The organism is Azospirillum oleiclasticum (assembly GCF_013423485.1).
GTDB classification, from domain to species: Bacteria; Pseudomonadota; Alphaproteobacteria; order Azospirillales; family Azospirillaceae; genus Azospirillum; species Azospirillum oleiclasticum.
In genome coordinates, this window is record NZ_JABFFR010000068.1 from 1 (window position 1) to 23201 (window position 23201).

Consider the following 23201-nt stretch of genomic DNA (forward strand, 5'->3'; position numbering starts at 1 on the left):
CACCGCGGCATGGCCGGGTCGGCCATCGTCCGCCGGCTGGAGCGCGAGGACTGTGAGATTCTGACCGTGGGCCGCGACCGGGTCGACCTGCGCCGGCAGGAGGCGGTGGAGGGCTGGATGGCCGACGCGCGCCCCGACGCCGTCTTCCTGGCCGCCGCCACGGTTGGCGGCATCCACGCCAACGACACCCGCCCGGCGGAATTCCTCTACGACAACCTCGTCATCGAGACGAACATCATCCACGGCGCCTGGAAGGCGGAGGTGGGCAAGCTGGTCTTCCTCGGCTCCTCCTGCATCTACCCGCGCATGGCGCCGCAGCCGATGGCCGAGGACCAGCTGCTGACCGGGCCGCTGGAGCCGACCAACCAGTGGTACGCGGTCGCCAAGATCGCCGGCATCAAGCTCTGCCAGGCCTACCGCCGGCAGTATGGCTGCGACTTCATCTCGGCCATGCCGACCAACCTCTTCGGCGCCGGCGACAATTTCGACCTGCAGCAGGGGCATGTGGCGGCGGCGCTGCTGGCCAAGATCCACCGCGCCAAGGTGACCGGCGCCGACACGGTGGAGCTGTGGGGGACGGGGACGCCGCTGCGCGAGTTCCTGTTCGTGGACGACCTCGCCGACGCGCTGGTGTTCCTGGCCGAGCGCTATTCGGGGGAGGAGCACGTCAATGTCGGCACCGGGGTGGAGACCAGCATCCGCGGTCTGGCCGAGCTGCTGGCCGAGGTGATCGGCTGGCGGGGGGAGTTCCGCTTCGACACCTCCAGACCCGATGGGACGCCGCGCAAGCTGATGGACGTTTCCCGCCTCACCGCCATGGGCTGGACGGCCCCCACCAGCCTGCGCGACGGTTTCGCCCAGGCCTACCGCTGGTATGTGGACCATCTCGACAGCGGGGCGCTGCGCGGGGCGGCGTGACCACCGCCCCTTTTGTCAATTCATAAAATCATGAAATGGTAGCTTCCGTGGCGGGGTCCGGCAGCACCGCCAGTCGGGCCGCCAGCCGGTCACGCTCGGCCAGCGCGGCGATCTGCAACTCGCCCAGGATGTCGGCCAGCGGGAAGCCGGCGTCGCCCGCCGCCGCCACCGGCTCGGCCGGGCCGGTGAACTCGCCGATCACGCTGCCGTCGTCGGCCAGCGTGACGTAGCGGAACTGCGCGTGGGCGCCGGCCAGCCGGCCGTCCTGGTCCCAGCGTGCCAGGAACTCGTAGGGAAGCTTCTTGGTCTGCATACGATCCTCCGGTGGAAGGGGGGCTTGATGGGCCGTTGAGGCCCCGCGCCCACATGGGCGTCCAGATGGATGGGGGGCCAAGGCCCGCGGATGCGGGCCGCCCGGCGTCTGAGGGCCATTGACCGGTCACGATCAATGAAACGTGGCATCAACTCACGACGGCGCCGTCCGGCCAGCGCCAGACGCTGCCGTCGCTGACGGCCAGCCGCTTGTTCGCGGCGCCGTCGGAGACGTAGACGAGGGACAGGCCCGCCGCGCTGGGCAGGGTGGCGACGGTGTAGCTGCGCAGGCAGAGGTGACGCGCCGCCGTGACCACCGGCGTCCCGCCCATCTGGAAAGCCCCGGTCAGGACATTCACCGCACCGCCGGCGCTGATGGACAGGCTGCGCGACGCGACGGTCGCGGAGCCGGACGCGGTCACGCCGGCGTGCAGATGCAGCCCCCCGTCGCCGGACAGGGAGAAGCCGCCGGCGACGTTGGCCTGGGTGTTCCCCAGCAGGATCGCGGCCGAGCTGGTGTTGCTGGTGGCGTTCGCCCGCAGCAGCGCGATGTCGGCTCCGGTCGCGTCCGAGCTGACGGTGACGGTCGTCGCCGCGGTGGCGGAGCCGATCCGGACCCGCTCCGATCCGCCGGTCGAGATTCCGACGGTACCGGCGGCCGGGCTGGAAACCCCGGTCCCGGCAGCGAAGGACAGGCCGGGGGCGGCGGCGCTGCCGGCCGGCACCGACACCGTCCCGGTGAAGACGGGCGACGCGGCAGGGGCCTTGGCGTCGAGCGCCGCCTGGAGGCCCGTCACCTCGGCCACCGCGTGGCCGTGGCCGGTGGCGGCGAGGCCCTGGCGGATGGCGTCGACCGTGGTGCGCCGGGTGGCGGCGCCGTCGTCGATCGGCAGCGTCTCGGCGCCGGTCAGGGTGCCGGCGGCGGGAAGCTGGTGGATGGCGATGTCCGACATGGGCTCACCGCGCGATCAGACGGTCGCCGGAGCGCGCGGTGAGCGCGCGCCCGTCGCGGGTGGCGAGCGCGCCGGCGAAGCGGCGGGTCGCCCCCAGGAGCCGGCCGAGGCGGGCCAGCATCAGACCATCTCCGAGATGTGGAGAGCCCCGTCGGCGCCGGCGCGCAGCGCCGCCACCGACTCGCCCGGCACCACCCGGAAATATTCCGGCGCGCCGGCGGGCAGATAATGGCCGGCGGCGGTCGCCACCGGGATGGCGCCGAAGGCGAGGAAGCAGTGGGCGGTGGCGACGAGCCGGACCACCGTGGTGCCGGCGGCGAAGGGGGCCGAGGCGTGCGAGGCGTCGCCGACGGCCACCGTCTGCGCGGTTCCCGGCCGCAGCGCCTGGATGCGCTGGCCGTAATCGTCCGTGGGCAGGAGCGGCATGGTGTCAGGGTCTCCTTGTGCGGGGGCAAAGGCGCCGGGTCCGGAAACGCGCGACGCCCGCCACGGCGGGGGCCGGGCGGGCGTCGGGTCGGTGCGTTGACGGAATTCCGATGAATACGTTTTAATTCCTATATCGCCGTGACCGTCGAGTCAACCGCTTTCCGCCCCGTCCCGGATTCTCCCGAGAGCTCCCGCGATGCCCGAGCCCCCGGCACGACCCTCACCCTGGCCGACCTCCTGCGCGCCGCGGCCACGCACGAGCAGGCCGGCCGGAGGAGGGGCTGCGGCTGCTCCGCATGGCGTTGGCGGGGTATCCCGCGGCCTGGGCCCTGCACGGGGCGCTGGCCACCGTGCTCGACAGCCTCGACCGGGCCGCGGCGGTGGAGTCCTGGCGGCGGGCGGCCCGGCTCGACCCGCTCAACGCGGCCGTCCGGCTGCGGCTGGCCGAGCGGCTGGCCCTGCGGGTCGCCGGCACCCTGTGGGAGCCGGAGCTGGACGCCGGCAGCCGCGATCCCTGGCTCGACCATCTGGGCGCTCTGGTGAACAGCCGGGTGGCGCTGCATTTCGAGCTGCCGGACTGGCTGCTCCCGGTTCCCGGACTGGTCAACGTCAACCTGTCCATGACCGAGTTCGACCGGGTGCCGCCGGCCTGGGTGGAGCGGGCGCGCTGGCACGACCTTCTGGTGCTGCCGACCGAATCCGCCTCTGCCCGCTCGGCTGCGACCCGCCGGAGGCCGAGCTGGACGCCCCGCCACCCGACTTGGCGCTGCCCGACGGGCGTCCCCTCGCCGCGGTCGGGTTGCGGATGCTCAACATCGCCAGCCTGACCCCGCGCAAGAACCTGGAGGGGCTGCTGCGCGCCTGGGGACAAGCCACCCGGCCGCCGTGGGACTGCACGAACTGGTCGAAGACATGGGTGCTCATCCCGTCCCAGAACCAGTTGTCGGGGATGCGCAGGCAGCCGGTCTCCAGAATGAAGAAACCGTCCTTCCCCATCGCCTGCAGCGCCTCCAGCATCACGCGGAAGGACGGGCCGCGGACGGCCAGCCGTTCGAGGAATTCGGCGTCGAGGCGGGGCAGGAAGTCCCGACCGGTGATGGGGCCGGCGACGCTCTGGCTCACGATGGGCATCGTGGTGACACCGTGGGGGTCGGCAGGCGCGGGACGCCGGCACGGCCTCGGCGCCGGTGTCAAGGCGTGGAAGCCGCGCGGCCAGGGCGGCGCCACGCCGGTCCCGACGAATCGCCTTGCGCCCGGTGATGGCGGCCCTTATCCAGACGGCGGCCCTTCCCACCGTTCCGCCGCCATGACCCTCAACGAGGCCTTCGGGCTCGCCTTCTCCCATTACCGCGCCGGCCGGACGGGCGACGCCGTCGCGGTGTGCCGCGCCATCCTCGCCGCCATTCCCGAACAGCCGGACACGCTCCACCTCCTCGGGCTGGCGCTGCTCGCCGCGGGGGACGTGGCCGCGGCCGCCGACCGGCTGGAGCGGGCGCTCGCGGTGCGGCCGGACTTCGCGGAGGCGCTGGGCAATCTGGGCATCCTGCGGCAGGACCACGGCCGGCCGGCCGCGGCGCTGGTCCTGCACGGCCGGGCGTTGGCGCTGCGCGACTGGTCCGGCGGCCGGATCAACCGCGGCAACGCGCGCCGGGCGCTGGGCGACCACGAGGGGGCGGAGGCGGACTACGCCCGCGCCATGGCGCTCGGCCCCGACGAGCCGATGCCGGCCAACAGCCTGGGCACGCTGCTGCGCGAGAAGGGGCAGGTCGGCCGCGCCGTCGCCCTGCACCGCCGCGCCGCGGTCCTCGCCCCCGGCATGGCGGACGCGTGGCGCGACCTGGGCCACGCGCTGCGCGAGGGCGGGCTGCTCACCGCCGCCGCCGCCGCCTACGGCCGCTCCTACCGGCTCGATCCCGCGCGCACGGAGATGATGAGCTACCGCCTGTTCAGCCTGCAGGCGGTGTGCGACTGGACCGGCTACGACGCGCTGTGCCGGGAGACCGCCGCCATCATCGATGGCGACCGCGGGGTGGCGCTGCCGCTGGGCACCCTGTCCATCGAGCTGACGGCGGAGCAGCAGCTCCGCTCCGCCCGGCTGTTCAGCGAGCGGCTGGTGCGCGCCGCCCACGCCCCGCCCTACCATCCCCCGCCGGCGGGTCCGCGCGGGCGGCTGCGCATCGGCTATTTCTCGGCCGACTTCCACGAGCACGCCACCGCCTACCTCGCCGCCGAGCTGTTCGAACTGCACGACCGCGACCGTTTCGAGATCCTGGCCTTCTCCTTCGGCCCCGACGACGGCAGCCCGATGCGGCGGCGGCTGGTGCAGGCCTTCGACCGCTTCCACGACATCCGCAACGCCGGGGTCGACCGGGTGGCGGCGCTGGTGGCGGAGGAGGGGGTGGACATCCTGGTCGACCTCAAGGGCTACACCAAGCAGAGCCGGCTCGACCTGCTGTCGCGGCGGCTGGCGCCGGTGCAGGCCACCTATCTCGGTTATCCCGGCACCACCGGCTGCGAGGTGCTGGACTATGTCGTCGGCGACCGCTTCGTGACGCCGCCGGAGCATCAGGCGCACTTCACCGAGCGGCTGGTGGTGATGCCCGACAGCTACCAGATCAACGACCGCCGCCGGCCGCTGGACGGGCGGGTGCCGACGCGGGCCGAGTGCGGGCTGCCGGAGGACGCCGTCGTCTTCTGCGCCTTCAACACCACCTACAAGATCACGCCCTCCATGTTCGGCATCTGGATGCGGCTGCTGGCGCGGCTGCCCGGCAGCGTGCTGTGGCTGTTCGAGGCCAACCCGGAGGCCGCCGGCAACCTGCGGCGCGAGGCGGCGGCGCGCGGCATCGACCCCGCCCGGCTGGTCTTCGCGCCCAAGCGCCCGCTGCCCGACCATCTCGCCCGCTACCGCATCGCCGATCTCGGGCTCGACAGCTTCCCCTACACCGGCCACACCACCACGTCGGACGCGCTGTGGGTGGGGATGCCGGTGGTGACGCTGATGGGCGGCACCTTCGCCTCGCGCGTCGCCGCCGGGCTGCTGTCCGCCGCCGGTGTGCCGGAGCTGATCACCACCAGCCCCACCGCCTACGAGGAGCTGGCGCTCCGCCTCGCCCTCGACCCGGCCGCCCGCAACGCCCTGCGCCGGCGGCTGGAGGAGACGCGGCTGACCGTGCCGCTGTTCGACAGCCGCCGCTTCACCCGCCACCTGGAACGCGCCTACGGGACGATGTGGGCGATCCACACCAGCGGCGCGCCGCCGCGGGGATTCCTGGTGCCGCCGCTGCCGCCCGGCGCCGCGCCGTGACACGTGGACCCGGCCGGCGGTTGCCCATGGTGCGCGGTCGCCGGCTCGGCTAGGGTTGCGCCCCGTCCGACAACACAGCTTTCCGTTCCACCCCACACGGAGGATGCACGATGAGCGACGAGACCGCGCGCGGCGACACCACCCCCGCCCAGCCCCTGCGCATGGGGGCGCATGTGCCGGAGATCTATGTCGATGGCTACCAGGGCGCCACCTACAAGGACGGCATCGTCAAGCTGAACTTCTTCAGCCTCGCGCTCGACCCCGCCACCAACGCCAGCCACCGCGAGGTGGTGATGCGGATGGCGCTGTCGGTCGGCACCGTCATGCAGGTGCACCAGGCGCTGGGCAGCCTGATCAACGATCTGGAATCCAAGGGCGTCCTGCGCCGCACGCGCTGAGGCGGCCCCTCCCGGTCACCCCCCGCCGTCAGCCGCGGCCCTCCCTCCAGGCCCGGCAGGACTCGGCGATCCGGCGGCGGTAGACCTCCGCCACGCGGTCGGCCGAGAACAGGCGGCGGACCTGCTCCCCGCCGCGGCGGCCCCGCTCCCGCGCCTCGTCCGGACGCTCGCGGACGAGGCGCATCAGCGCCGCGGCGTGGGCGGTGTCGGGCTCGAACCAGCGCGACCCGGCCGGCACGTCCACATACTCGTCCTGGCCGATGTAGCGCTCGGCGCCGCCCACCAGGAAGGCGTTGGCGTCGTCCATGAAGTCCAGGTTGCCGGAATAGCCCGACGCGATCACCGGCTTGTCCAGCGCCATCGCCTCCGCCATCGTGTAGCCGAAGCCCTCCGAGCGGTGCAGCGACACGTAGCAGTCGCAGCCCGCCATCCGCCGGATCGAGCCTTCGTAGGATTCGTCCACATCCACCAGCCCGATCCGCGGGTCCCCCGCCATCAGCGCGCGGATGCGGTGCAGCTCCAGCGCGTTGCGCGGCGACGGGCGGTCGGGGCTGTTGCGCACCTTGATGGTGAGCGCCACCCCCGGATCGTCGGGGAAGGCGCGGCGGAACGCCTCCACCACACCCAGCGGGTTCTTGCGGGTGTAGGTGCTGAGCGCGTCGAAGCAGAAATAGAAGCGGAAGACACGGTCCGGCTCCTCCGTCCCCGCCCCCGCGGCCGGCCCCCCAGCCGGCGGGGCGATGTCGAGCAGGGTCGGCACCACATGCACCGGGCCGGCGAACGCCTTGCGGAAGACCCGCGCGCAATAGTCGGAGAGGACCCAGATCTCGTCCATCACCGCCAGCGTCAGCCGCGCCATCTCCGGCAGGGTGTCGGTCTCCCAGAAGAAGACGCCGACGTTGCGCAGCCCCGCGAAACGCTCCATGCCGAAGCTGATCATGTCGCCCGGCACGCCGATGAAGCCGAAATGGCAGAGGTTGACGGGGAAGGGCCGCAGCACCTCGATCCCGCGCGAGGGCGGCAGCACCGGCTGGGTGAAGGGGATCCCCGCCCGCCGCAGCAGGTCCCGCGTGGCGATGGCGGCGCGGCTGAGACCGGTGCGGTCGCCGAAGAAGCCGTAGAGGTTGACCCCGTCCTCCGCCCGCACCGCCGCGGCCGGCCGCGGACGCGGTGCCGCCAGGGCTGCCAGCGTCAGGCCGGGGGCGGCGGGGATGCCGATCCGGTGACAGAAATAGGCGAGCCCGGTGAAGGTCGTGCCGTCGTGCAGGATCGGGCGGTCGAGCAGCCGCTCCACCTCCCGGCCGACGAACAGCCCGGTGAGCCGGTGTCGCACCAGCCACATGGTCGCCAGGAAGAGGGCGGGAAACAGCGTGCGCAGCCCGCGGCACCCGTCGCGGGCGCCGACGGGGGCGCCCAGCGCGCCGGCGAGGTTCGGGGAATCGGCGAGCAGCAGCTCGTAGAAGCGGGACAGCGCCATGCCCGACGGGTCGTCGCGCCCGGCGGCGTTCAGATAGGCGCGGCTTTCGGCCGGAAAGACCGCCAGCGGCAGGCGGGATTCGTGGAAGACCCAGTCGAAGAAATCCTTCAGCCCCCGCGCCGCCGAATCCGGATCGGAATCCGGGCCGGGCATCTCCGGGCCGGGCGTGCGCGCCCGGCGTTCCAGGAAGCGGCGGCAGAAGTCGGAGCGGTACACCCCGTCGGCGTCCGTACGCCCGGCCGCCAGAAGTGCCACCAGCGGCGGCGGCAGCGGGATGCGCGTGTCGGGATGGACGTTGAACTCCGACACCGTCTCCAGCAGGAAGTCGAACAGGTCGGCCGGGGTCTGGAGGTGATACTTGGTGTGGCCGCGCAGCCGCCGGTACTGGTGCTCCAGGAAGGCGCTGACCGGCACCCCGGCCTGCGACAGGGTGGGCGACGGGGCGGTGAAGGCCGGAAGCGCCGCCTCCTCCGGCTCGGGGCGCGGGTTGCGGGCCTCGGTGAAGGCGGTGCGGCACAGCTCCGCCGTCTCCGGCCGCAGATGCATCAGCGCGGTGTCGATCAGCGCCCGGTCGTGGCAGGTGCGGACGGGGGCGTTGGGCAGGGACACGCGCGTCCCGGCGATGCGCACGTCGATGACCGTGTCGGCGCTGCCCAGCCCGTGGATGGGGATCTCGAAGTAGCAGAACTTGGACCGGCCGTTGGAGCCGTCGAGCTGCGGCTGGTAGCGGTCGGCCGCGTAGGTGCCGACGAAGCCGTCGTCCACATAGAGATCGACGTGGCAGGGGACGTGCGGCGCGGAGTCGTTGCGCAGCCAGCCGCAGACACGGTCGACCGTGACGTACTCCAGGTTCCCCACATAGCGGACCTCGGTCATGACGGCGGCCCCCCTCCGCTCTCCCCGGCCTTGCCGGTGTGCCAGTGCAGGTCGAGCGCGCGCATCGCCTGCGCCCCCCGGCTCCAGTAGTCGTTGAAGATGGTCGGCGCGTTCTTCCGGTCGGGGGAGAACTCCAGCCAGAAGAAGTCGCGGCTGTCGGTCACCGCGTGCAGCCGGCCGGTGCGGTGCATCAGGTCGACGATGTCGTGGTCGATCGCCTCGAAGGGGATGGTGTAGCCATCGCCGGTCAGCATCGCCAGCAGGTCGCGGGCGGGGTAGAAGGCGAGCGGCGGCGGCTCCTTGAAGTTCACCACCACCCGGTCCGCCTCGCGCCGGGCGCGCAGCCAGTACTCGTCGCCGGCCAGCCCGGCGCGCAGCGTGTTGTGCGGGAACCCCTCCACCGCCAGCCGCACCAGATCGGCGTTGGTGAGAGCGCGGTGGCGCGCGGGGTCGCCGACCAGCCGCTCCACCGCCGCCAGCCCGGCGGTGTCGACCCGCGGGTGCCCGCACACCAGATAGCCGTGCCGGGGCAGCGCCCGGATGCGGCCGGCCAGCCCGCGCCCGAAGACATGGTCGGGCTGCGCCATGACGATCACCGCGTCCTCGCGCAGCGCCGCGGCGATGGCGTCGGCCACGCAGTCGCCGAGGTTGGCGCGCGGGTCGCCGGCCCGGCAGCCGATGACGTCGAGGTCGAGCTCGACCGCGAAACCCTGCCGCCGCAGCAGGTCGAGCGCCGGGGCGATCAGCGGCGCTTCCGCGTCTGTGCAGTAGACGCGGACGGTCACCGCGTGGTCGCGGCGCAGATCCGGCAGGTTCTCCGCCAGGAACAGGGAGGCGAGCATCGTGCCGGCGAACATCCGCGCGTACGCCTCGCCGAAGAAGAAACTCACCACATGCACGCGGCGCGACGGCAGCCCCGGCTCATAGGGGGCGATGCCCAGCCGGAAGCCGGCGACGCGGAAGGGCAGCGGGTCGAGCGGCCGGTCGCCCGGGCCGACCACCAGCGTGTCGCCGGGGATGGCGAAGGCGTCGGAACAGGGGAAATCCCGCCGGCCGCCCCCATCGACAACAGCGGTGAAACCGCCGGCGCGGCGGGTCAGCGTCAGGCGGATGGAGGTGGCTCCGTCCAGCCTGGCGAGCGGCGCGCGCTCCAGCAGGCTCCAGCGGCTGCCGTCGCCGACCGACAGGGCGAGCGTGCCGCCGGCATCGACGGACAGCCGCAGCGCGTACGCGCGCAGCCCTTCCAGCAGCACCGTCTCCTCCCCCGCCCCGGCGGGACGGAGATCCTCCACCGCCAGCGTCAGGGCGAAGCCGTGGTCGGCCAGCGGGCAGAGGCGGAGGATGCGGGTGTCCGCCACCAGCGCCGGGTCCCCGCCCTCCTCCGTCCAGGGGCCGTCGGGGATGGGCGTGAAGACGACGCTGCCGTCCAGCGCCCCCGACCAGCGCCGGAGATGCGAGCGGTGGCGCAGCGCCGCGTCGTTGCCGCCACGCCGGTGCAGCCCGGTGAAGGCGGCGTCCGCCTCGGCCAGCCGGTTGCGGGCCTGGTGGCTGCGGGCGACCAGGAACAGGGCGTAGGACATGGCGGGGCAGGCGGCCAGCACCCGGCCGGCGTGCGCCGCCGACTCCGCCCAGCGCCCGAACAGGCCGTACAGCATGGCGAGCGCCAGATGCGCCGTCGGGTTGCCCCCGTCCAGCGCCAGGGCCGCCCGCGCCGCCTGCTCCGCCGGCCCGATCAGGGCACGCCCGCCGGTGCCGCGGTCGGTGAAGGGCAAGGCCGCGATCTCCACCGCCGCGGCCAGCGCCAGGGCGCCGTGGGCGTCGGCGTGGCCGGGATGCTCGTCGAGGAGGCCGCGCAGGAGGCGCCGGGCCTGGGCGGGCTCCCCCATCTCCAGCGTCAGCAGCGCGCGGACCAGCCGGAAGACGGGATGGCAGCCGGGGAGGCGCTCCAGCAGCCGGCAGACCTGGAACAGCCGGTCCAGCTCGCGCAGCGCCAGCAGCAGGTTGGCCATGCGGCCGAGCGGCGCCGGCCAGTGCGGTGCCGTCTCCCAGGCGTGGTGGAGCAGCGTCAGGGCGATGCGGATGCGCTCGGGCGTCGGCGGCTCCACCCGCAGGATGCCGCAGGCGATGTCGTGCAGCACCGCCGGATCCTCCGGCCCGATCTCCGCCGCCAGATGCAGGAAGGCGAGATTGTCGCGCAACCCTTCGGGCGTACGGCCGTCGACGGCAGGCGCCGGGTGCAGGACGGCGTTCCAGGGCACACCCGGCAGCAGGGCGTACAGCGCGCCGACGGCGACGCCGCCCGGCCCGATCGCCTCCAGGTTCCGGTAGAGGGCACGGCCGTGGATGGCGCCGCCGCGCTCGAACCGGGCGGCGTAGAGCGCCGCCGCCTCCCCCGCCCGGCCGGCCGACAGCAGCGTCCAAGCGTTGGACAGCCCGGCGACAGGCGCCGCCCCGTCCGGCCCCGCCACCCGGACCACCGCGGCCGGGTCGCCCTCCAGCCGCCGCAGGCCGGTTCGCACGGCCGCCGCCGCATCCTCCCACGGGCCCGCCGCCGCCCAGCCGCCGCCGGTCCGGGTCTCCGCCCGGAACGTCTCGGCCGACTTGGGGATGTTCTGCATGGCGGGACTCGCTTCCGACGGAATGGCCGGACCCCGCCGCGCTTTACAGCGGCGAGGCTGCGTTACGGAATACCACGTCACGACGCGCGTGCAGCATCACGACGTGCGCGTCCCATGGCACCAGCCGTGGCTCGTCCAGCAGCGCGTCGAGGGTGAACAGGCGCCGTCCGGCGCCCTCGTGCTGCACCATGGCCGCCACCTCGGCCTCGGTGACGGGGATCTCGAAGAAGCTCTTCCAGCTCGGCCCGACCCCGAGCTGCGGCATCATGAAGCCGGTCTCGGTGAACCAGCGCACGGCCCGCGGCGTGAACTCCAGCTCCTCCGCCAGTTCGCGCAGCAGGGCGGCGCGCGGCGTCTCCTCCGGCTCGACGCGACCACCGAACAGACACCAATGGTCGGGCACGCGGGCCGGGCGGTGGTCGCGGAGCTGCATCAGGTAACGCCCGTCGGGCGTCACCATCAGCGCCGCCACATCGCGCAGCCACGGCCCCCCGCCGGCCGCCGCCGCGGCCAGCCGGCCGCCCTCGTCGTCCGGGCCCATGGCTCCCGGATCCATCGGCACGGCGCCTCAGATGAAGCTGAGATGCTGCGGCGGGTTGCCGTTGGGCATGTGCAGGGTGTGGCGGCCCTTGAGGTGGGCGTCGAGGGCCTGGTTGACCTTGTGCTGGAGGCACAGCGTGCCGCACATGGTCTGGGCGTTGAACTCCGGCCCGGCCAGGTGGTTCATCACCTCCCAGTAGCGGTCCGACGCCCAGATGTCCTTGAAGCGCGTCTCGCAGATGTTGCCGATGTGGAACTTCTTGTAGCGCTCGTTGAACAGCATGCCGCAGGGCGCCACGAGGCCGGAGCCGGACAGCTGGATCATGAAGGGCGGGCCGTAGCAGCGCTGGTAGCTGCGGCGGTGGCCGTCCTGGATCTTCGACCACTTGACGACGACCTTGTACTCGTCGTCCGACAGGGCCTCGGCCTCGCGCAGGCGGTCGTAGATCGCCTCGTAGCCACCGTAATCCACACCCAGCGTGCCGTCCTCGTCGTCCGAACAGTGCTTGATCACCAGATAGTCCGGGCGCAGCTCCTTGCCGAGCCGGGCCAGCGGCATGATCTGGTCGGCGTATTGCGGCATCAGCACCATCTGCAGGCCGATGGTCACGGCCAGCCCGTCGCGCTTCTTGATCGCCACCATGTCCCGGATGTTCTCGCAGATCCGGTCGAACCAGTGCTCCTTGACGCCCATGATCTCGGCGTAGCGCTGCCGCTCGCCGGCAGAGATGTTGACCCGCAGATAGGTCATGTGCGGCAGGATCTCCTCCAGCTTGCGCTTGTTCAGCACGAAGCCGTTGGTGCCGCAGGCCATCGACAGCCCCAGCTCGCTGCCGCGCCGGATGGTGTCCACGAAGACGGGGGAGATGGTGCTCTCGCCGTCCGACACCAGCGAGATGCCCTTCACCCCGATCTCGGCGCAGTCCTCCAGGAAGTCGTAGATCACCTTCTGGGTGATCACCTGCCGGTCGTTCTCCTGCAGCATGGCGTAGCAGAAGTGGCAGCCGTAGTTGCAGGCGCGGGTCAGCGCCATGTCGATGGTGATCGGCGCCACCCGCTCGCCACGCTCCCACGCCCGCACCCGGTCGAGGTGCCAGGCGATCTTGGTGCCGTCGAGGACGAGTTCGGTGTGCTCGGTCAGGGCGCTGGTCATGGTCCTGGTCTCCCGATCGTCGTGGCTCACAGCCGGCGGATGCTGTTCTCGTCGCGGCGCTGCTCGTGGTAGAGCTGCAGCGTACCCTCCACGCTCCGCTTCAGGTGGCGTTCCAGGGCGCGCATCAGGTCGGGCTTGTCGCCGGCGGCGACCCCGGCCCCGAAGGTCACCACCACCCGCACGGGATGGCCGTGCAGGTCGTCGTCGATGCGCAGGAGCGCCATGGCGTCGTCCGGTTGCCCGGCGGCGGCCAGGAACCCGGCGATCCCCTCCGTTACCCGTGCGGCCCGCGCGTCGGCGCCGAGCAGGGTCCAGCCGGTCGAGGGCGGCAGGTCGAACTCGTTGTAGCGCTCCGCCAGGGTGCCGCGGGCGCGGTATTCGTCGCGCAGATGGTGGGCCAGCCGCAGCACCGGGCCGAAGGCCGGGTCGGCGTTGACCGGGTGCAGGATGCCGGGCACCGGACGCGGCGCGTCGGCGTCGGCCAGATCCGCCAGCGCGCGGATCGGGCCATGGTCGGCGGCGTCGTCCACCGGCGTGCCCTCGACCGCCGCGCACAGCGCGTCCAGCAGCGCGCGCTCCACCGGGCCGCGGCCCTGGTTGTGGCGCGCCTTCTCCACCACATGGGTGGCCGGGTCGACCAGCACCGCCAGCTCCGCCGGCCCGTCGGCCGCCACGACCCGCAGCAGCCCGGCCGTCTCCGGCAGCGTCCCCTCATGGCCGATGGCGGCCAGCCGGCGCTGCACCCCGGCCCGCAGCGCGGGGTGGAGGTGCTGGAGCGCCGAGCCGGCACCCAGTGCGGCCACCGTCACCAGCGCCGTGTCCCCGCCCTGCTCCGTCCGCACCGTGGCGATGCCGAGCCCGGCCAGCAGCCCCTCCAGCTCCGCGTGGCGGGCCGCCGGCAGGGTGTCGAGCCGCACCCGCACCGCGATCTCCGGGCAGCCGGCGGTCTCCGCCGATTCCACCATGTTGAGGATGCCCAGCACCGGGTCCTCGTCGGGCACCCACATCTCCAGGAACTCCTGCGAGGCGCCGTGCCCGCGGAGCGCGTTCAGCAGCCCGTCCTGGAACTCGGCGACGAGCGCCTCGTAAGGAAGCGGGGCCGCGGTCGGGGTGGCGCTCATGGCTGTGCTCTCAACTCCGGTAGAAGGCGTTCACCGCCCGGGCAACGCGCGTCACGTCGTCCGCGCCGAGGAACTGGTTGACCGGCAGGGTCAGGATGCGCCGGGCCTGCGCTTCGGTCACCGGGAAATCGCCGGGCTTGTGGCCCAGCCCGGCGGCGGCCGGCTGCAGATGGATGGGCACCGGGTAATGGATGGCGGTGCCGATGCCCTGGGCCGCCAGATGCGCCTGGAGTTCGTCGCGCCGGTCCACCTGCACCACGAAGGTGTGGAAGGTGTTGAACTCCTCCTCCCGGCAGGGCGGCACGAAGACATGCGCCGGATCGAGCAGCTCGCGGTAAAGGGCGGCGTTGCGCCGGCGCCGCTCGATCACGCCGGGCAGCCGCTTCAGCCGCATCAGCAGGATGGCGGCCTGCAGCGTGTCGAGGCGGGAGACCAGCCCGAACTCCGCCACCGTGTTGCGGTCGACCATGCCGTGGCTGCGCAGCCGGCGCACCCGCTCCGCCAGGTCGGCCCGCCGCGTCACCAGGAAGCCGGCGTCGCCGCAGGCGTTCAGGTTCTTCAGCGGGTGGGCGGAGAAGCAGCCGACATCGCCGAAGGTGCCGGCCAGCCGGCCGCGCCAGGTGGACCCGACCGACTGGGCCGCGTCCTCGATCACCGCCAGCCCGTGCCGCTCGGCCAGCGCCATGATGCGGTCCATGTCCGCCAGCCGGCCGGTCAGATGCACCGGCATGATGGCCCTGGTGCGCGGGGTGATGGCGCGCTCCACCGCGTCCGGATCCAGGTTCTGGTCGGGCAGGACGTCCACCAGCACCGGCGTGGCGCCCACATGCACCACGCTGGCGGTGGAGGCGACGAAGGAGTTGGCCGGCGTGATCACCTCGTCGCCGCGCCCGATGCCCAGCACCATCATGGCCAGCATCAGCGCGTCGGTGCCGGAGTTGAGCGCCACCGCCTCCGCAACACCGTGGAAGTCGGCCAGCGCCCGCTCCAGCCCGCCCACCGCCGCACCGCCCACGAAGTCGGCGCGTTGCAGCGCCGCGGTCACCACCGCCAGCAGCTCCTCGCGCTCCTCCTCGAACTGGGCGGAGAGGTTGACGTAGGGGATCGGCGGCAGCGGAGCGCCCTCGGCGTTTTCCCCCTCAGCGGCCGGCATAATAGCTCCGCACGGTCTCGATCACGTAATCCTGCTCCTCCCGGCTGATGTGCTGGTCGGTGGGGAAGGTGATGATCTCCGTCGTGTGGCGGTCGGTCACCGGAAAGCTTCCGGCCTCGTAGCCCAGATGCTTCAGCGCGTCCTGGCGGTAGAGCGGGATCGGGTAGTGGACCTTGGCCTCGATGCCGCGGTCGAGCGCGTATTTCAGCAGCCCGTCGCGATCCTCGGCGAAGACGATGTAGAGGTGGTAGACCAGCCGCATGTCCGGCAGCCGCGGCGGGATGCGGATCTGCGGGATCTCGCCCAGATGCCGGTCGTAATACTCGGCGTTCTCGATGCGCTTGTCGGAGATCTCCCGCGCCGTGCCGATCAGCCAGTTGCCGACCACCGCCTGCAGGCTGTCGAGCCGGCTGTTGCAGCCGAGCACCTCGATCTCGTCGCGGTTGCGCATGCCGTGGTTGCGCAGCAGGCGCAGGCTGTGCGCCATGGCGTCGTCGTCGGTGACCACCACGCCGGCGTCGCCCCACACGTTGAGGTTCTTCAGCGGGTGCAGGGAGAAGGCGCCGGCCCGCCCCCAGGTGCCGGAGTTGCGGCCTTCGATGTTGGCGAGGATGCCCTGGCAGGCGTCCTCCACCACCGGCAGCCCGTGCTTCTCGGCGATCGGCATCAGGGCGCGCATGTCGGTCATGTAGCCGGTGAAGTGCACCGGCACGATGGCCTTGGTGCGCGGCGTGATGGCGGCCTCCACTTGGCCCACGTCCATGCAGAAGCTGTCGTCGCAGTCCACGAAGACCGGCCGGGCGCCCAGCTCGGCGATGGCGCCCACCGTGGCGATGAAGGTGTTGGCGGTGGTGATCACCTCGTCGCCATGCCCCACCCCCAGCGCCTTCAGCGGCAGCTTGATGGCGTCGGTGCCGGAGTTGACGCCGATGGCGTGCTTCGTGCCGATCAGCTCGGCGAAGCGGCGCTCGAACTCCACCACCGGCTTGCCCAGCGTGAAGTCGCCGGTCGCCACGAAACGCTTGATCTCGGCCAGCAGGTCGTCGATCTCCGCGAACTGCTGGGGCAGGTAGGAATAACGGACTTTCATGGGGACCTCGGCCTCGGGTGCTCCGGCATCGGATGTTCCGCCTGGGACAGGCGGCTCAGAAGGGGCCGCGGAACGTGGGGTGCGGCACGTCCATCGGCAGTTTCGACAGCTCCACCGCCAGCGCCTCGCGCGGGCCGGCGATGCGCTCCACCGGCACATCCGCGAGCTCCGCGGCGGCGTCGATGATGCTGAGCGCGGTCGGGTAGAAATCGGTCAGCAGCGCCCGCGTGCTGGGGGTGGGATGGTCGGGCAGGCCGAGCCGCACCGGCGGCTTGGCCAGCGATCCCAAGGCCTGCTCGGCCACGCTCGCCACCAGCTCCGCGCCGATGCCGAACAGCCGGAAGCCGGTGTCGATGCACAGCAGCCGCCCGGTGCGCCGCACCGAATCCACCACGAGCTGCGGCCGGAAGGGGCGCGGCACCGCCATGTCGATGACGTCGGCCTGGACGCCGGCCTGGGCCAGCGTGTCCGCCGCCCGCAGCGCCTCCAGCAGCATGTAGGAGGTGGCGACGATGGTGACGTCGCCGCCCTCGCGCACCCGGCGCGGCCCGTCCAGCGGCACCGTGTAGTAACCCTCCGGCACATGGCCGGTGGCGTAATGGACCCAGCGGTGCTCGATCATCATCACCGGGTCGTCGTCCTCGATGGCGGCGATGAGCTGGCCCTTGGCCTCCCGCGCGGTGGTCGGCAGCACCAGCTTCAGGCCGGGGATCATCGCGAACAGCGCGTCCAGGCTCTGCGAGTGCGCCGGCCCCTGACCCCAGCCGCGGCCGACGATCATGCGCACCACCAGCGGCACCCGGTGCCGCCCGTTGGAGACGTAGCGCGTCTTGGCCGCGTTGTTGACCAGCTGCTCCAGCGCCAGCAGCGCGAAATCGACCCGCTGGTGGATGATCAGCGGCCGGCGCCCCAGCAGCGCCGCCCCGATGGCCACACCGGTGAAGCCGTTCTCGGCGATCGGCATCTCCATCACCCGGTCGCGGCCGTAACGCTCCAGCAGGCCGGCGGTGGTGCCGAAGATGGCCTTGGGGTCGGCCACGCCCTCGCCCATCACGAAGACGCGCGGGTCGCGCGCCATGCACAGGTCGGTCGCCTCGCGCAGCGCCGCCGCGACGTTCATCAGGCGGGTGTCAGCCATACACGTGGTCCTTCACGCTGTCCGCCGCGGGGAAGGGGGCGTTGCGGGCGAAGTCGAAGGCCTCGGCGACCTCGGCCCCGAGCTCGCGGCGCAGCGCCGCCTCCAGCGCCTCGTCCAGCAGCCCGGCCGCGCGCAGCGCCGCCGCCGTCCGCTCCACCGGGCAGCCGGCCTTCCAGCCCTGGAACTCGGCCTCCGTGCGGTAGCCGATGTCGTTGTCGTAGTTGGGGCCGCAATGCTCGCGCCAGCGGTAGGTGTCGAACACCAGCAGCGTCGGCCCCTCGCCGGCCCGGCCCCGCGCCACCGCCCGCGCCGTGGCCGCCCGCACCGCCTCCAGGTCGTTGCCGTCGGCCGTCTCCGCCGCCATGGCGTGGGCCTTGGCGAGATCGGCCAGCGGCCGGTCCGGCTGGCGGTCGGCCAGGCCGGTGTAGCAGGAGTACAGGTTGTTCTCGAGCACGAACAGCACCGGCAGCCGGTGCAGGGCGGCGAAGTTCATGCTCTCGTGGAACACGCCTTCCTCGATGGAGCCGTCGCCGAAGAAGGTGGCGGCCACCCCGTCCGTGCCCTCCTGCCGCAGGGCGAGCGCCGCACCCACGGCGATCGGCATGCAGCTCGCCACGATGGGCAGGCTGAGCAGCATGCCCACATCGTCGTCGAACAGATGCATGGAGCCGCCACGCCCGCCGCAGCAGCCGGCGGCCTTGCCGTAGATCTCCGCCATCATGGCCTTCAGGTCGCCGCCCTTGGCCAGATAATGCGCGTGGCAGCGGTGGGTGCTGACCACCTTGTCGGTGCGCCGCAGCTCCGCGCAGACCCCGACCGCCACCGCCTCCTGCCCGATGGACAGATGGACCGGGCAGCGCATCTCCTGCTCGGCGTAACGCTCCGCGATCGCCTCCTCGATCAGGCGGATGCGCAGCATGGAGCGGTAGAGCCCGAGCGGGGAGTTGTCGCCCACCGTCGCGGCGCCGCCGCTGGTCGTCGTCCTGGTCACCGGCCCCGTCCTTCCTTCCGCCCGCCCGTCACGCCGGCCGTCACGCCCGCCATCACGTCAGACCGATGCGCTGCATGGTGCGGATGTTGTAGTAGCGCGGGTCGTCCATCGAATCCGGCAGCCGCCCGTCGGCGAAGGCCGTCGCCAGATCGCGCACCGCGTCCTCGATGGTGCGCTTGGGCCGGAAGCCCAGGTCGCGCGCGATCTTCTCCGACGACACGTGGTAGGAGCGCGGGTCGTTGGTGGGCAGCACCTCCGCCTCCACATGCGGACCCACCACGCCGCGCACGATCTCCGCCAGCGCCGACACCGAGTGGTTCTTCTCACCCGCGTTGTAGACGCCGCCGTCGATCCGCGCGTCGTCGAGCTGGAGCGCCAGCAGATAGACGTCGCACATGTCGTCGATGTGGATGTTCGGGCGCAGCTGCGCGCCGCCCATCACCTTGACCTTGCCGGTGTTGATCGCGTGGTTGGTCAGGATGTTGACGATCACGTCGAGGCGCTGGCGGGGCGAGTAGCCGCACACGGTGGCCGGCCGGATGGTGAGCGTCACGAAGCCCGGCTCGCGCTCCTCCTCCAGCACCTCCTCGCACATCGCCTTGAAGCGCGAGTAGTCGGTGAGCGGCTCCAGAGGCAGATCCTCGGTCACCTCCACCCCCTCCTTCACCCCGTAGACCGAGGAGGAGGAGGCGTAGATGAAGCGCTTCACGCCCGCCGCCTTGGACGCCCGCACCAGCGGCCGGAAGCAGTCGAAGTTGATCGACTTGCCCAGATCCGGGTTCAGCTCGAAGGACGGGTCGTTGGAGATGCAGGCGAGGTGGATCACCGCGTCGCAGCCGGTCAGCGCGTCCGCCACCACCGCCGGGTCGCGCAGGTCGCCGCGGACCTCGCGCAGCTTCGGGTTCCCGCGCGATCCCGCCAGCACGTCGTCGCCGTACATGTAGAGGTCCAGCACGGTGACCGCGTGGCCGGCCGCCAGCAGCTTGGGCACCAGAACGGCCCCCACGTAACCCGCCCCGCCCGTCACCAGAACCCGCCAAGTGCGCGCCGTCATCGAACGATCTCTCCCAGGCTTTCAAGGGTCTTCGCGGCACCGGCCGGGGCGTGCCAGCCCATGGCCAGGTCCAGCGCCGCGTGCAGCAGGATCTGATGGCCCAGCTCGACGAAGCCGTACTCCATCGAGGGGACGTAGAAATTCATGTCGCCCATGGCCCGCAGGGCGTTGTCCGGCTTGAAGCCGCTGAAGGTGGCGACCACGCAGTCCTTGGCCCGCGCCGCCGTCACCGCGTTGCGGATGTTCATGGAATTGCCGGAGCTGCTGATGGCGATCAGCAGGTCGCCGGGGCGGGCGTGATACTCGATCTGCGTGGCGTAGACGTTCTCGTAGCCCAGGTCGTTGCCCAGGCAGGTCAGCGCCGCCCCGTCGGTGAACACGCGCGCGCGCATGCCGCCGTTCTTCATGTAGTCGATGGCGGTGTGGCTGGCGATGCCGGCGCTGCCGCCGTTGCCGATGAACATCAGCGTGTTGCCGCAGGCGTGGGTTTCCCGCCCCATCCGCTGGAACCAGCGGATCCCCTCGTCCAGGGCGATCGCCCGGCCGTCGGCGTTGGTGACCTCCGTCGTCCGGCACAGCGCGTCCAGCGTGGAGAAATAGGAAGCGAGGGTCCCCTTCATGCCGTCTCCGCCGTCTATTTGAGGAGCGTCTGGATGTATTTGAGCAGGGAGCCCTTCTCCACCGACTTGCGATGGCCGACGATCCCCACCTTCAACGCTCCCGCCACGTTGCCGATGAAACCGGCCTGCGACAAGGGAGCACCCGCCGCAACCATCGGGGCGGTGACCGCGAAGAAGGCGTCGCCCGCCCCCACCGTGTCGACCACCGTCCTGGTGAAGGCGGGGATGTGCACCAGCGGCTCCTCGGGCCCACGGGTCACGCAGCCGTAGCGGCCGTTGGTGATGATCATGCGGTCGCAATCGATGCGCGCCGGCAGGAATTCGGAGATGATGTGGTCGATGTCCGCCCACTTGTCGGAGATCGCCAGCCGCGCCTCCGGCGCGTCGATGCAGATGTAGTCGGCGCGCGGGTATTTGGTGATCAGGTTGTAGCCGACGTTGGCGCTGTTGGACTGCGCGTTCACCGCCAGGAACCGCGCGCTCTCCGTCAGCGCGCGGATCACCCGCGGGGTGATCAGCCCGTGCCCGAAATCGGTGACGATCACCAGATCCGCCTTCGGCGCCTTCTCCCGGATGGCGGCGATGAAACGCTCCTCCGGCTCGCCCGACAGCGGGGTGTCGTCCATGACGTACACCTCGAAGAGCTTGCGCAGGTAGCTCTGGTCCACGAAGCGGCTCTTGCAGATGGTCGGGGCACCCCCGACCTCCGCCGCCCACATCGACACGTTCGGCTTCAGATGGTCGCGCAGGAAGGCCTCGTGGCTGTCCACCGAACCGAGTGCCGTGAGGATCTCCACCTCCCGGCAGAAGGCCGCCACATGGTTGGCCGCCGCCACCACACCGCCGGCGAACAGCTCGCGGTCCTTGTACAGGGTCGCGATCATGTTCTCCTTGGCCGAGCGGCCCATCGGCACGACGTAGCGGTACTCGTCCACGATGGCGTCGCCGACCACCAGGACCTTCATGTCCCGCACACGCTCCACCAGCGCCGTCATCGCCGTCAGCCCGTCGGCGGCCCGCTGTTGGTCCAGGAAGGCCCGCAGCGTCGGGTCGTAGATGTCGAGGTGGCGGTTGATCAGCGTGGAGGAGGAGAAGGTGATCTCGTTGGTGAAGACGATGCGGCCGCCGTGGCTCTCCACCGCGCGCTGCTCGTCCACGATCTTGCCGGTCACGTCGTCCGCGGCGCTGGCGTAATCGTTGCCCTTGACGTAGACGGTCGGCCGGATGGCGGCGATCACGTTCTCCGCCGTGGCGGCGGCGTTGATGCCCACGTAATCCACGCATTCCAGCGACGCCAGCATCTCCGCCCGGATCGCGTGCTGGAACACCGGCCGCCCCGGCCCCTTGTTCACGAAGGCGTCGGCGGTGATCGTCACCACCAGCAGGTCGCCCTCCTCGCGCGCCGCCTGCAGGTGGCGCACATGGCCGAAATGCATCAGGTCGAAGGTGCCGTGCGCCAGCACCACGGTGCGCCCCTCCGAGCGCGCCCGCCGCGCGATATCCCCCAGCTCCTCGATCGGCCGGATCTTGTCGGCTGCCGACACCCCCATGCGCCTCATCCCTTGAGATAGCGGAACCAGCTCCGCGTCGCGTCCGCGATCGTGCCCTGGTCCCAGACCGGCGCCTCCCGCCAGTCCTCGATGTGCTCGAGCATGACGCCCACCCCCTGCTCGAAGCTCACCCGCGGGCGCCAGCCCAGCCGCTCGCGGATGCGGGCGGTGTCGGCGAAGGTGCAGTCGGGCTCGCCCGGACGCTTGGGGATGTGCACCACCGGCCCGCCGAGCAGCTCGACCAGCCGGTTCACGGCATGGGTACCGCCGGAGCCGACATTCATGATCTCGCCCGACAGGTCGGAGCCGCCGGCTGCGGCGAAGGCCGCCACCACATCGGACACGAAGGTGAAATCGCGGGTCTGGGTGCCGTCGCCGACCACCGTAAAGGGTTTGCCGGCCAGCTTCTGCGCCAGGAACACGCCGAACACGGCGCCGTAGGTGCCGCTGGTGCGTGCCCGCGGCCCGTACACGTTGAACAGGCGCAGCGAGACGGTGGGCAGCCCGTACACCTGGTTCCAGTGGGTGACGCAGCACTCGCCCATCCATTTGGTGAGCGCGTACGGGTAGGCCGGTGCGACGGTGGCCGTTTCCGGCGTCGGGAATTCCTTGGCCAGACCGTAGCAGGAGGAGGAGGCGGCGTAGACGAAGCGTTTGGCGCCGGCCAGCCGGGCGGCCTCCAGCACCGACACCGTGCCGTCGACATTGGCGCGGTGATAGCCCAGCGGACGCTCGATGGAAGGGACGATGTCGGCGAGAGCCGCCAGATGGAAGACCCGGTCCACGCCCTCGAAGGCCGGGGCGATCACGTCATGATCGGCGACATCGGCCTGGAGAAAGGAAAATCGCGGGTTTTCGGCCGCTCTGGCGATGTTTCCGGGGTTCCCGTTGGCGAAGTTGTCGATACCGATAACTTCAAAGCCGTCACTCAGGAGTCTGTCGACCAGATGGCTGCCGATAAAGCCCGCCGCACCCGTCACCACCGCCTTCATCAACACCTGCCTGTTCCAAGTCACCTGTACGAAAGGATTGGCACCCTTCCGGCGGAAAGAGCCACCATCATATTTGTGATCAGGCGAGAGAATTTCGGCGCGAAAACTTGCTTCTCCCTTGCCGGCCTCTCGTCTTCCTCCAGAAATGCATACGCATTGAGGTTAAACCACTCTAACCAAAATCCGCACGGAAGGGCTATGAAAAACTAACTTTCGAGATAGCGGCAATATGCCTCAATTTGCTTCCGATTGTCCATATTGACAGGGTTGGCGACCCCGCCGGGCAAGGGCTCGCGACAAAAAAAGAGGGGGCGCTCCTTGCGGAGCGCCCCCTGTTCCAAGATCCGGATTTCAGACCGGCTGTCAGCCCAGCGTGACGTCGCCGAAGCCGACGGAGGTGGTGTTGTTGAAGACACCGAGCAGCCGGATGTCGGTGGTCGCCACCTGGCCGTCGCCGTTGGCATCGACCACCAGGTAGAGACCGGTGCTGGTGCCGTTGTTGGCCAGCACCAGG

General features: G+C 71.4%; 21 protein-coding genes. 5 read left to right on the forward strand and 16 right to left on the reverse strand.

Annotated elements, in window-relative coordinates:
• Positions 1-918 (forward strand): GDP-L-fucose synthase family protein (locus tag HL658_RS35225; protein ID WP_246338285.1); only part of this gene is annotated, 918 nt, incomplete at its 5' end.
• A 28-nt stretch (positions 919-946) separates the two neighbouring features.
• Here the strand turns inward: HL658_RS35225 and HL658_RS35230 are convergent.
• The 3 genes from HL658_RS35230 to HL658_RS35240 form a co-directional block, all read right to left on the reverse strand.
• On the reverse strand, positions 947-1231 hold the full coding sequence (locus HL658_RS35230) for a hypothetical protein (RefSeq protein WP_180286811.1): 285 nt from the start codon (positions 1229-1231) through the stop codon (positions 947-949).
• Positions 1232-1379: 148 nt separating this feature from the next.
• Positions 1380-2183, reverse strand: coding sequence for a hypothetical protein (locus tag HL658_RS35235; protein WP_180286810.1), 804 nt, complete (start codon positions 2181-2183; stop codon positions 1380-1382).
• A gap of 120 nt (positions 2184-2303) precedes the next feature.
• Positions 2304-2609, reverse strand: coding sequence for a hypothetical protein (locus HL658_RS35240; RefSeq protein WP_180286809.1), 306 nt, complete (start codon positions 2607-2609; stop codon positions 2304-2306).
• A gap of 296 nt (positions 2610-2905) precedes the next feature.
• Between HL658_RS35240 and HL658_RS35245 the strand changes: the two genes are divergently transcribed.
• The 3 genes from HL658_RS35245 to HL658_RS35255 all read left to right on the forward strand — a co-directional run bounded on the left by HL658_RS35245 (position 2906) and on the right by HL658_RS35255 (position 6314).
• Complete coding sequence (locus HL658_RS35245; protein ID WP_180286808.1) at positions 2906-3436, forward strand: hypothetical protein; 531 nt, start codon at positions 2906-2908, stop codon at positions 3434-3436.
• Positions 3437-3915: 479 nt separating this feature from the next.
• Positions 3916-5916, forward strand: a complete 2001-nt coding sequence (locus tag HL658_RS35250) for a tetratricopeptide repeat protein (protein ID WP_180286807.1) — start codon at positions 3916-3918, stop codon at positions 5914-5916.
• Between the two features lie 110 nt (positions 5917-6026).
• Positions 6027-6314 (forward strand): hypothetical protein, encoded by a 288-nt coding sequence (locus tag HL658_RS35255; RefSeq protein ID WP_180286806.1) that lies wholly within the window; start codon positions 6027-6029, stop codon positions 6312-6314.
• 28 nt (positions 6315-6342) lie between these two features.
• Here HL658_RS35255 and HL658_RS35260 read toward each other — a convergent pair whose 3' ends face one another.
• From HL658_RS35260 to HL658_RS35320, 13 genes are read right to left on the reverse strand one after another with little or no spacing between them, the layout of a single operon-like run.
• Positions 6343-8667 carry a glycosyltransferase gene (locus HL658_RS35260; protein WP_180286805.1) on the reverse strand — a complete coding sequence of 775 codons (2325 nt, stop codon included), beginning with the start codon at positions 8665-8667 and terminating at the stop codon, positions 6343-6345.
• Positions 8664-11285 carry a hypothetical protein gene (locus tag HL658_RS35265; protein WP_180286804.1) on the reverse strand — a complete coding sequence of 874 codons (2622 nt, stop codon included), beginning with the start codon at positions 11283-11285 and terminating at the stop codon, positions 8664-8666. Before HL658_RS35265 ends, HL658_RS35260 begins: the two co-directional genes overlap by 4 nt.
• Before the next feature lie 43 nt (positions 11286-11328).
• Positions 11329-11826: an NUDIX domain-containing protein gene (locus HL658_RS35270; RefSeq protein ID WP_180286803.1), complete on the reverse strand. Its 498-nt coding sequence runs from the start codon at positions 11824-11826 to the stop codon at positions 11329-11331.
• Between the two features lie 27 nt (positions 11827-11853).
• Positions 11854-12978, reverse strand: a complete 1125-nt coding sequence (locus HL658_RS35275) for a radical SAM/SPASM domain-containing protein (RefSeq protein WP_180286802.1) — start codon at positions 12976-12978, stop codon at positions 11854-11856.
• A 26-nt stretch (positions 12979-13004) separates the two neighbouring features.
• The gene (locus HL658_RS35280) at positions 13005-14099 is read right to left on the reverse strand and encodes a hypothetical protein (RefSeq protein WP_180286801.1); all 1095 of its coding nucleotides are present in this window, start codon (positions 14097-14099) and stop codon (positions 13005-13007) included.
• 10 nt (positions 14100-14109) lie between these two features.
• Entirely contained in the window at positions 14110-15252 is a 1143-nt protein-coding gene (locus HL658_RS35285) for a DegT/DnrJ/EryC1/StrS family aminotransferase (RefSeq protein WP_211109932.1), read from the reverse strand.
• The gene (locus HL658_RS35290; protein ID WP_180286800.1) at positions 15239-16342 is read right to left on the reverse strand and encodes a DegT/DnrJ/EryC1/StrS family aminotransferase; all 1104 of its coding nucleotides are present in this window, start codon (positions 16340-16342) and stop codon (positions 15239-15241) included. Before HL658_RS35290 ends, HL658_RS35285 begins: the two co-directional genes overlap by 14 nt.
• A gap of 55 nt (positions 16343-16397) precedes the next feature.
• Positions 16398-17480, reverse strand: a complete 1083-nt coding sequence (locus tag HL658_RS35295) for an alpha-ketoacid dehydrogenase subunit beta (RefSeq protein ID WP_180286799.1) — start codon at positions 17478-17480, stop codon at positions 16398-16400.
• A complete protein-coding gene (locus HL658_RS35300) occupies positions 17473-18471 on the reverse strand; it encodes a thiamine pyrophosphate-dependent dehydrogenase E1 component subunit alpha (protein ID WP_211109933.1) in 999 nt (332 codons plus the stop codon). Before HL658_RS35300 ends, HL658_RS35295 begins: the two co-directional genes overlap by 8 nt.
• A 52-nt stretch (positions 18472-18523) precedes the next feature.
• The gene (locus HL658_RS35305) at positions 18524-19525 is read right to left on the reverse strand and encodes an NAD-dependent epimerase/dehydratase family protein (RefSeq protein WP_180286798.1); all 1002 of its coding nucleotides are present in this window, start codon (positions 19523-19525) and stop codon (positions 18524-18526) included.
• Positions 19522-20145 (reverse strand): SIS domain-containing protein, encoded by a 624-nt coding sequence (locus HL658_RS35310; RefSeq protein WP_180286797.1) that lies wholly within the window; start codon positions 20143-20145, stop codon positions 19522-19524. Before HL658_RS35310 ends, HL658_RS35305 begins: the two co-directional genes overlap by 4 nt.
• 14 nt (positions 20146-20159) lie before the next feature.
• On the reverse strand, positions 20160-21695 hold the full coding sequence (locus HL658_RS35315) for a PfkB family carbohydrate kinase (protein ID WP_246338287.1): 1536 nt from the start codon (positions 21693-21695) through the stop codon (positions 20160-20162).
• A gap of 5 nt (positions 21696-21700) precedes the next feature.
• Positions 21701-22627 carry a GDP-mannose 4,6-dehydratase gene (locus HL658_RS35320; protein WP_246338290.1) on the reverse strand — a complete coding sequence of 309 codons (927 nt, stop codon included), beginning with the start codon at positions 22625-22627 and terminating at the stop codon, positions 21701-21703.
• Between HL658_RS35320 and HL658_RS37555 the strand changes: the two genes are divergently transcribed.
• Entirely contained in the window at positions 22508-22897 is a 390-nt protein-coding gene (locus tag HL658_RS37555; protein WP_246338292.1) for a hypothetical protein, read from the forward strand. The genes HL658_RS35320 and HL658_RS37555 overlap by 120 nt on opposite strands.
• Positions 22898-23201 lie beyond the last annotated feature (304 nt).

Coding starts and splice junctions, on each gene's coding strand:
- HL658_RS35315 (WP_246338287.1), bottom strand. CDS start 21,695: ATGGGGGTGTCGGCAGCCGACAAGATCCGGCCGATCGAGGAGCTGGGG.
- HL658_RS35285 (WP_211109932.1), bottom strand. CDS start 15,252: ATGCCGGCCGCTGAGGGGGAAAACGCCGAGGGCGCTCCGCTGCCGCCG.
- HL658_RS35295 (WP_180286799.1), bottom strand. CDS start 17,480: ATGGCTGACACCCGCCTGATGAACGTCGCGGCGGCGCTGCGCGAGGCG.
- HL658_RS35240 (WP_180286809.1), bottom strand. CDS start 2,609: ATGCCGCTCCTGCCCACGGACGATTACGGCCAGCGCATCCAGGCGCTG.
- HL658_RS35255 (WP_180286806.1), top strand. CDS start 6,027: ATGAGCGACGAGACCGCGCGCGGCGACACCACCCCCGCCCAGCCCCTG.
- HL658_RS35250 (WP_180286807.1), top strand. CDS start 3,916: ATGACCCTCAACGAGGCCTTCGGGCTCGCCTTCTCCCATTACCGCGCC.
- HL658_RS35305 (WP_180286798.1), bottom strand. CDS start 19,525: ATGACGGCGCGCACTTGGCGGGTTCTGGTGACGGGCGGGGCGGGTTAC.
- HL658_RS35265 (WP_180286804.1), bottom strand. CDS start 11,285: ATGCAGAACATCCCCAAGTCGGCCGAGACGTTCCGGGCGGAGACCCGG.
- HL658_RS35235 (WP_180286810.1), bottom strand. CDS start 2,183: ATGTCGGACATCGCCATCCACCAGCTTCCCGCCGCCGGCACCCTGACC.
- HL658_RS35275 (WP_180286802.1), bottom strand. CDS start 12,978: ATGACCAGCGCCCTGACCGAGCACACCGAACTCGTCCTCGACGGCACC.
- HL658_RS37555 (WP_246338292.1), top strand. CDS start 22,508: ATGATCGGCGACATCGGCCTGGAGAAAGGAAAATCGCGGGTTTTCGGC.
- HL658_RS35290 (WP_180286800.1), bottom strand. CDS start 16,342: ATGAAAGTCCGTTATTCCTACCTGCCCCAGCAGTTCGCGGAGATCGAC.
- HL658_RS35245 (WP_180286808.1), top strand. CDS start 2,906: ATGGCGTTGGCGGGGTATCCCGCGGCCTGGGCCCTGCACGGGGCGCTG.
- HL658_RS35260 (WP_180286805.1), bottom strand. CDS start 8,667: ATGACCGAGGTCCGCTATGTGGGGAACCTGGAGTACGTCACGGTCGAC.
- HL658_RS35310 (WP_180286797.1), bottom strand. CDS start 20,145: ATGAAGGGGACCCTCGCTTCCTATTTCTCCACGCTGGACGCGCTGTGC.
- HL658_RS35280 (WP_180286801.1), bottom strand. CDS start 14,099: ATGAGCGCCACCCCGACCGCGGCCCCGCTTCCTTACGAGGCGCTCGTC.
- HL658_RS35230 (WP_180286811.1), bottom strand. CDS start 1,231: ATGCAGACCAAGAAGCTTCCCTACGAGTTCCTGGCACGCTGGGACCAG.
- HL658_RS35270 (WP_180286803.1), bottom strand. CDS start 11,826: ATGGGCCCGGACGACGAGGGCGGCCGGCTGGCCGCGGCGGCGGCCGGC.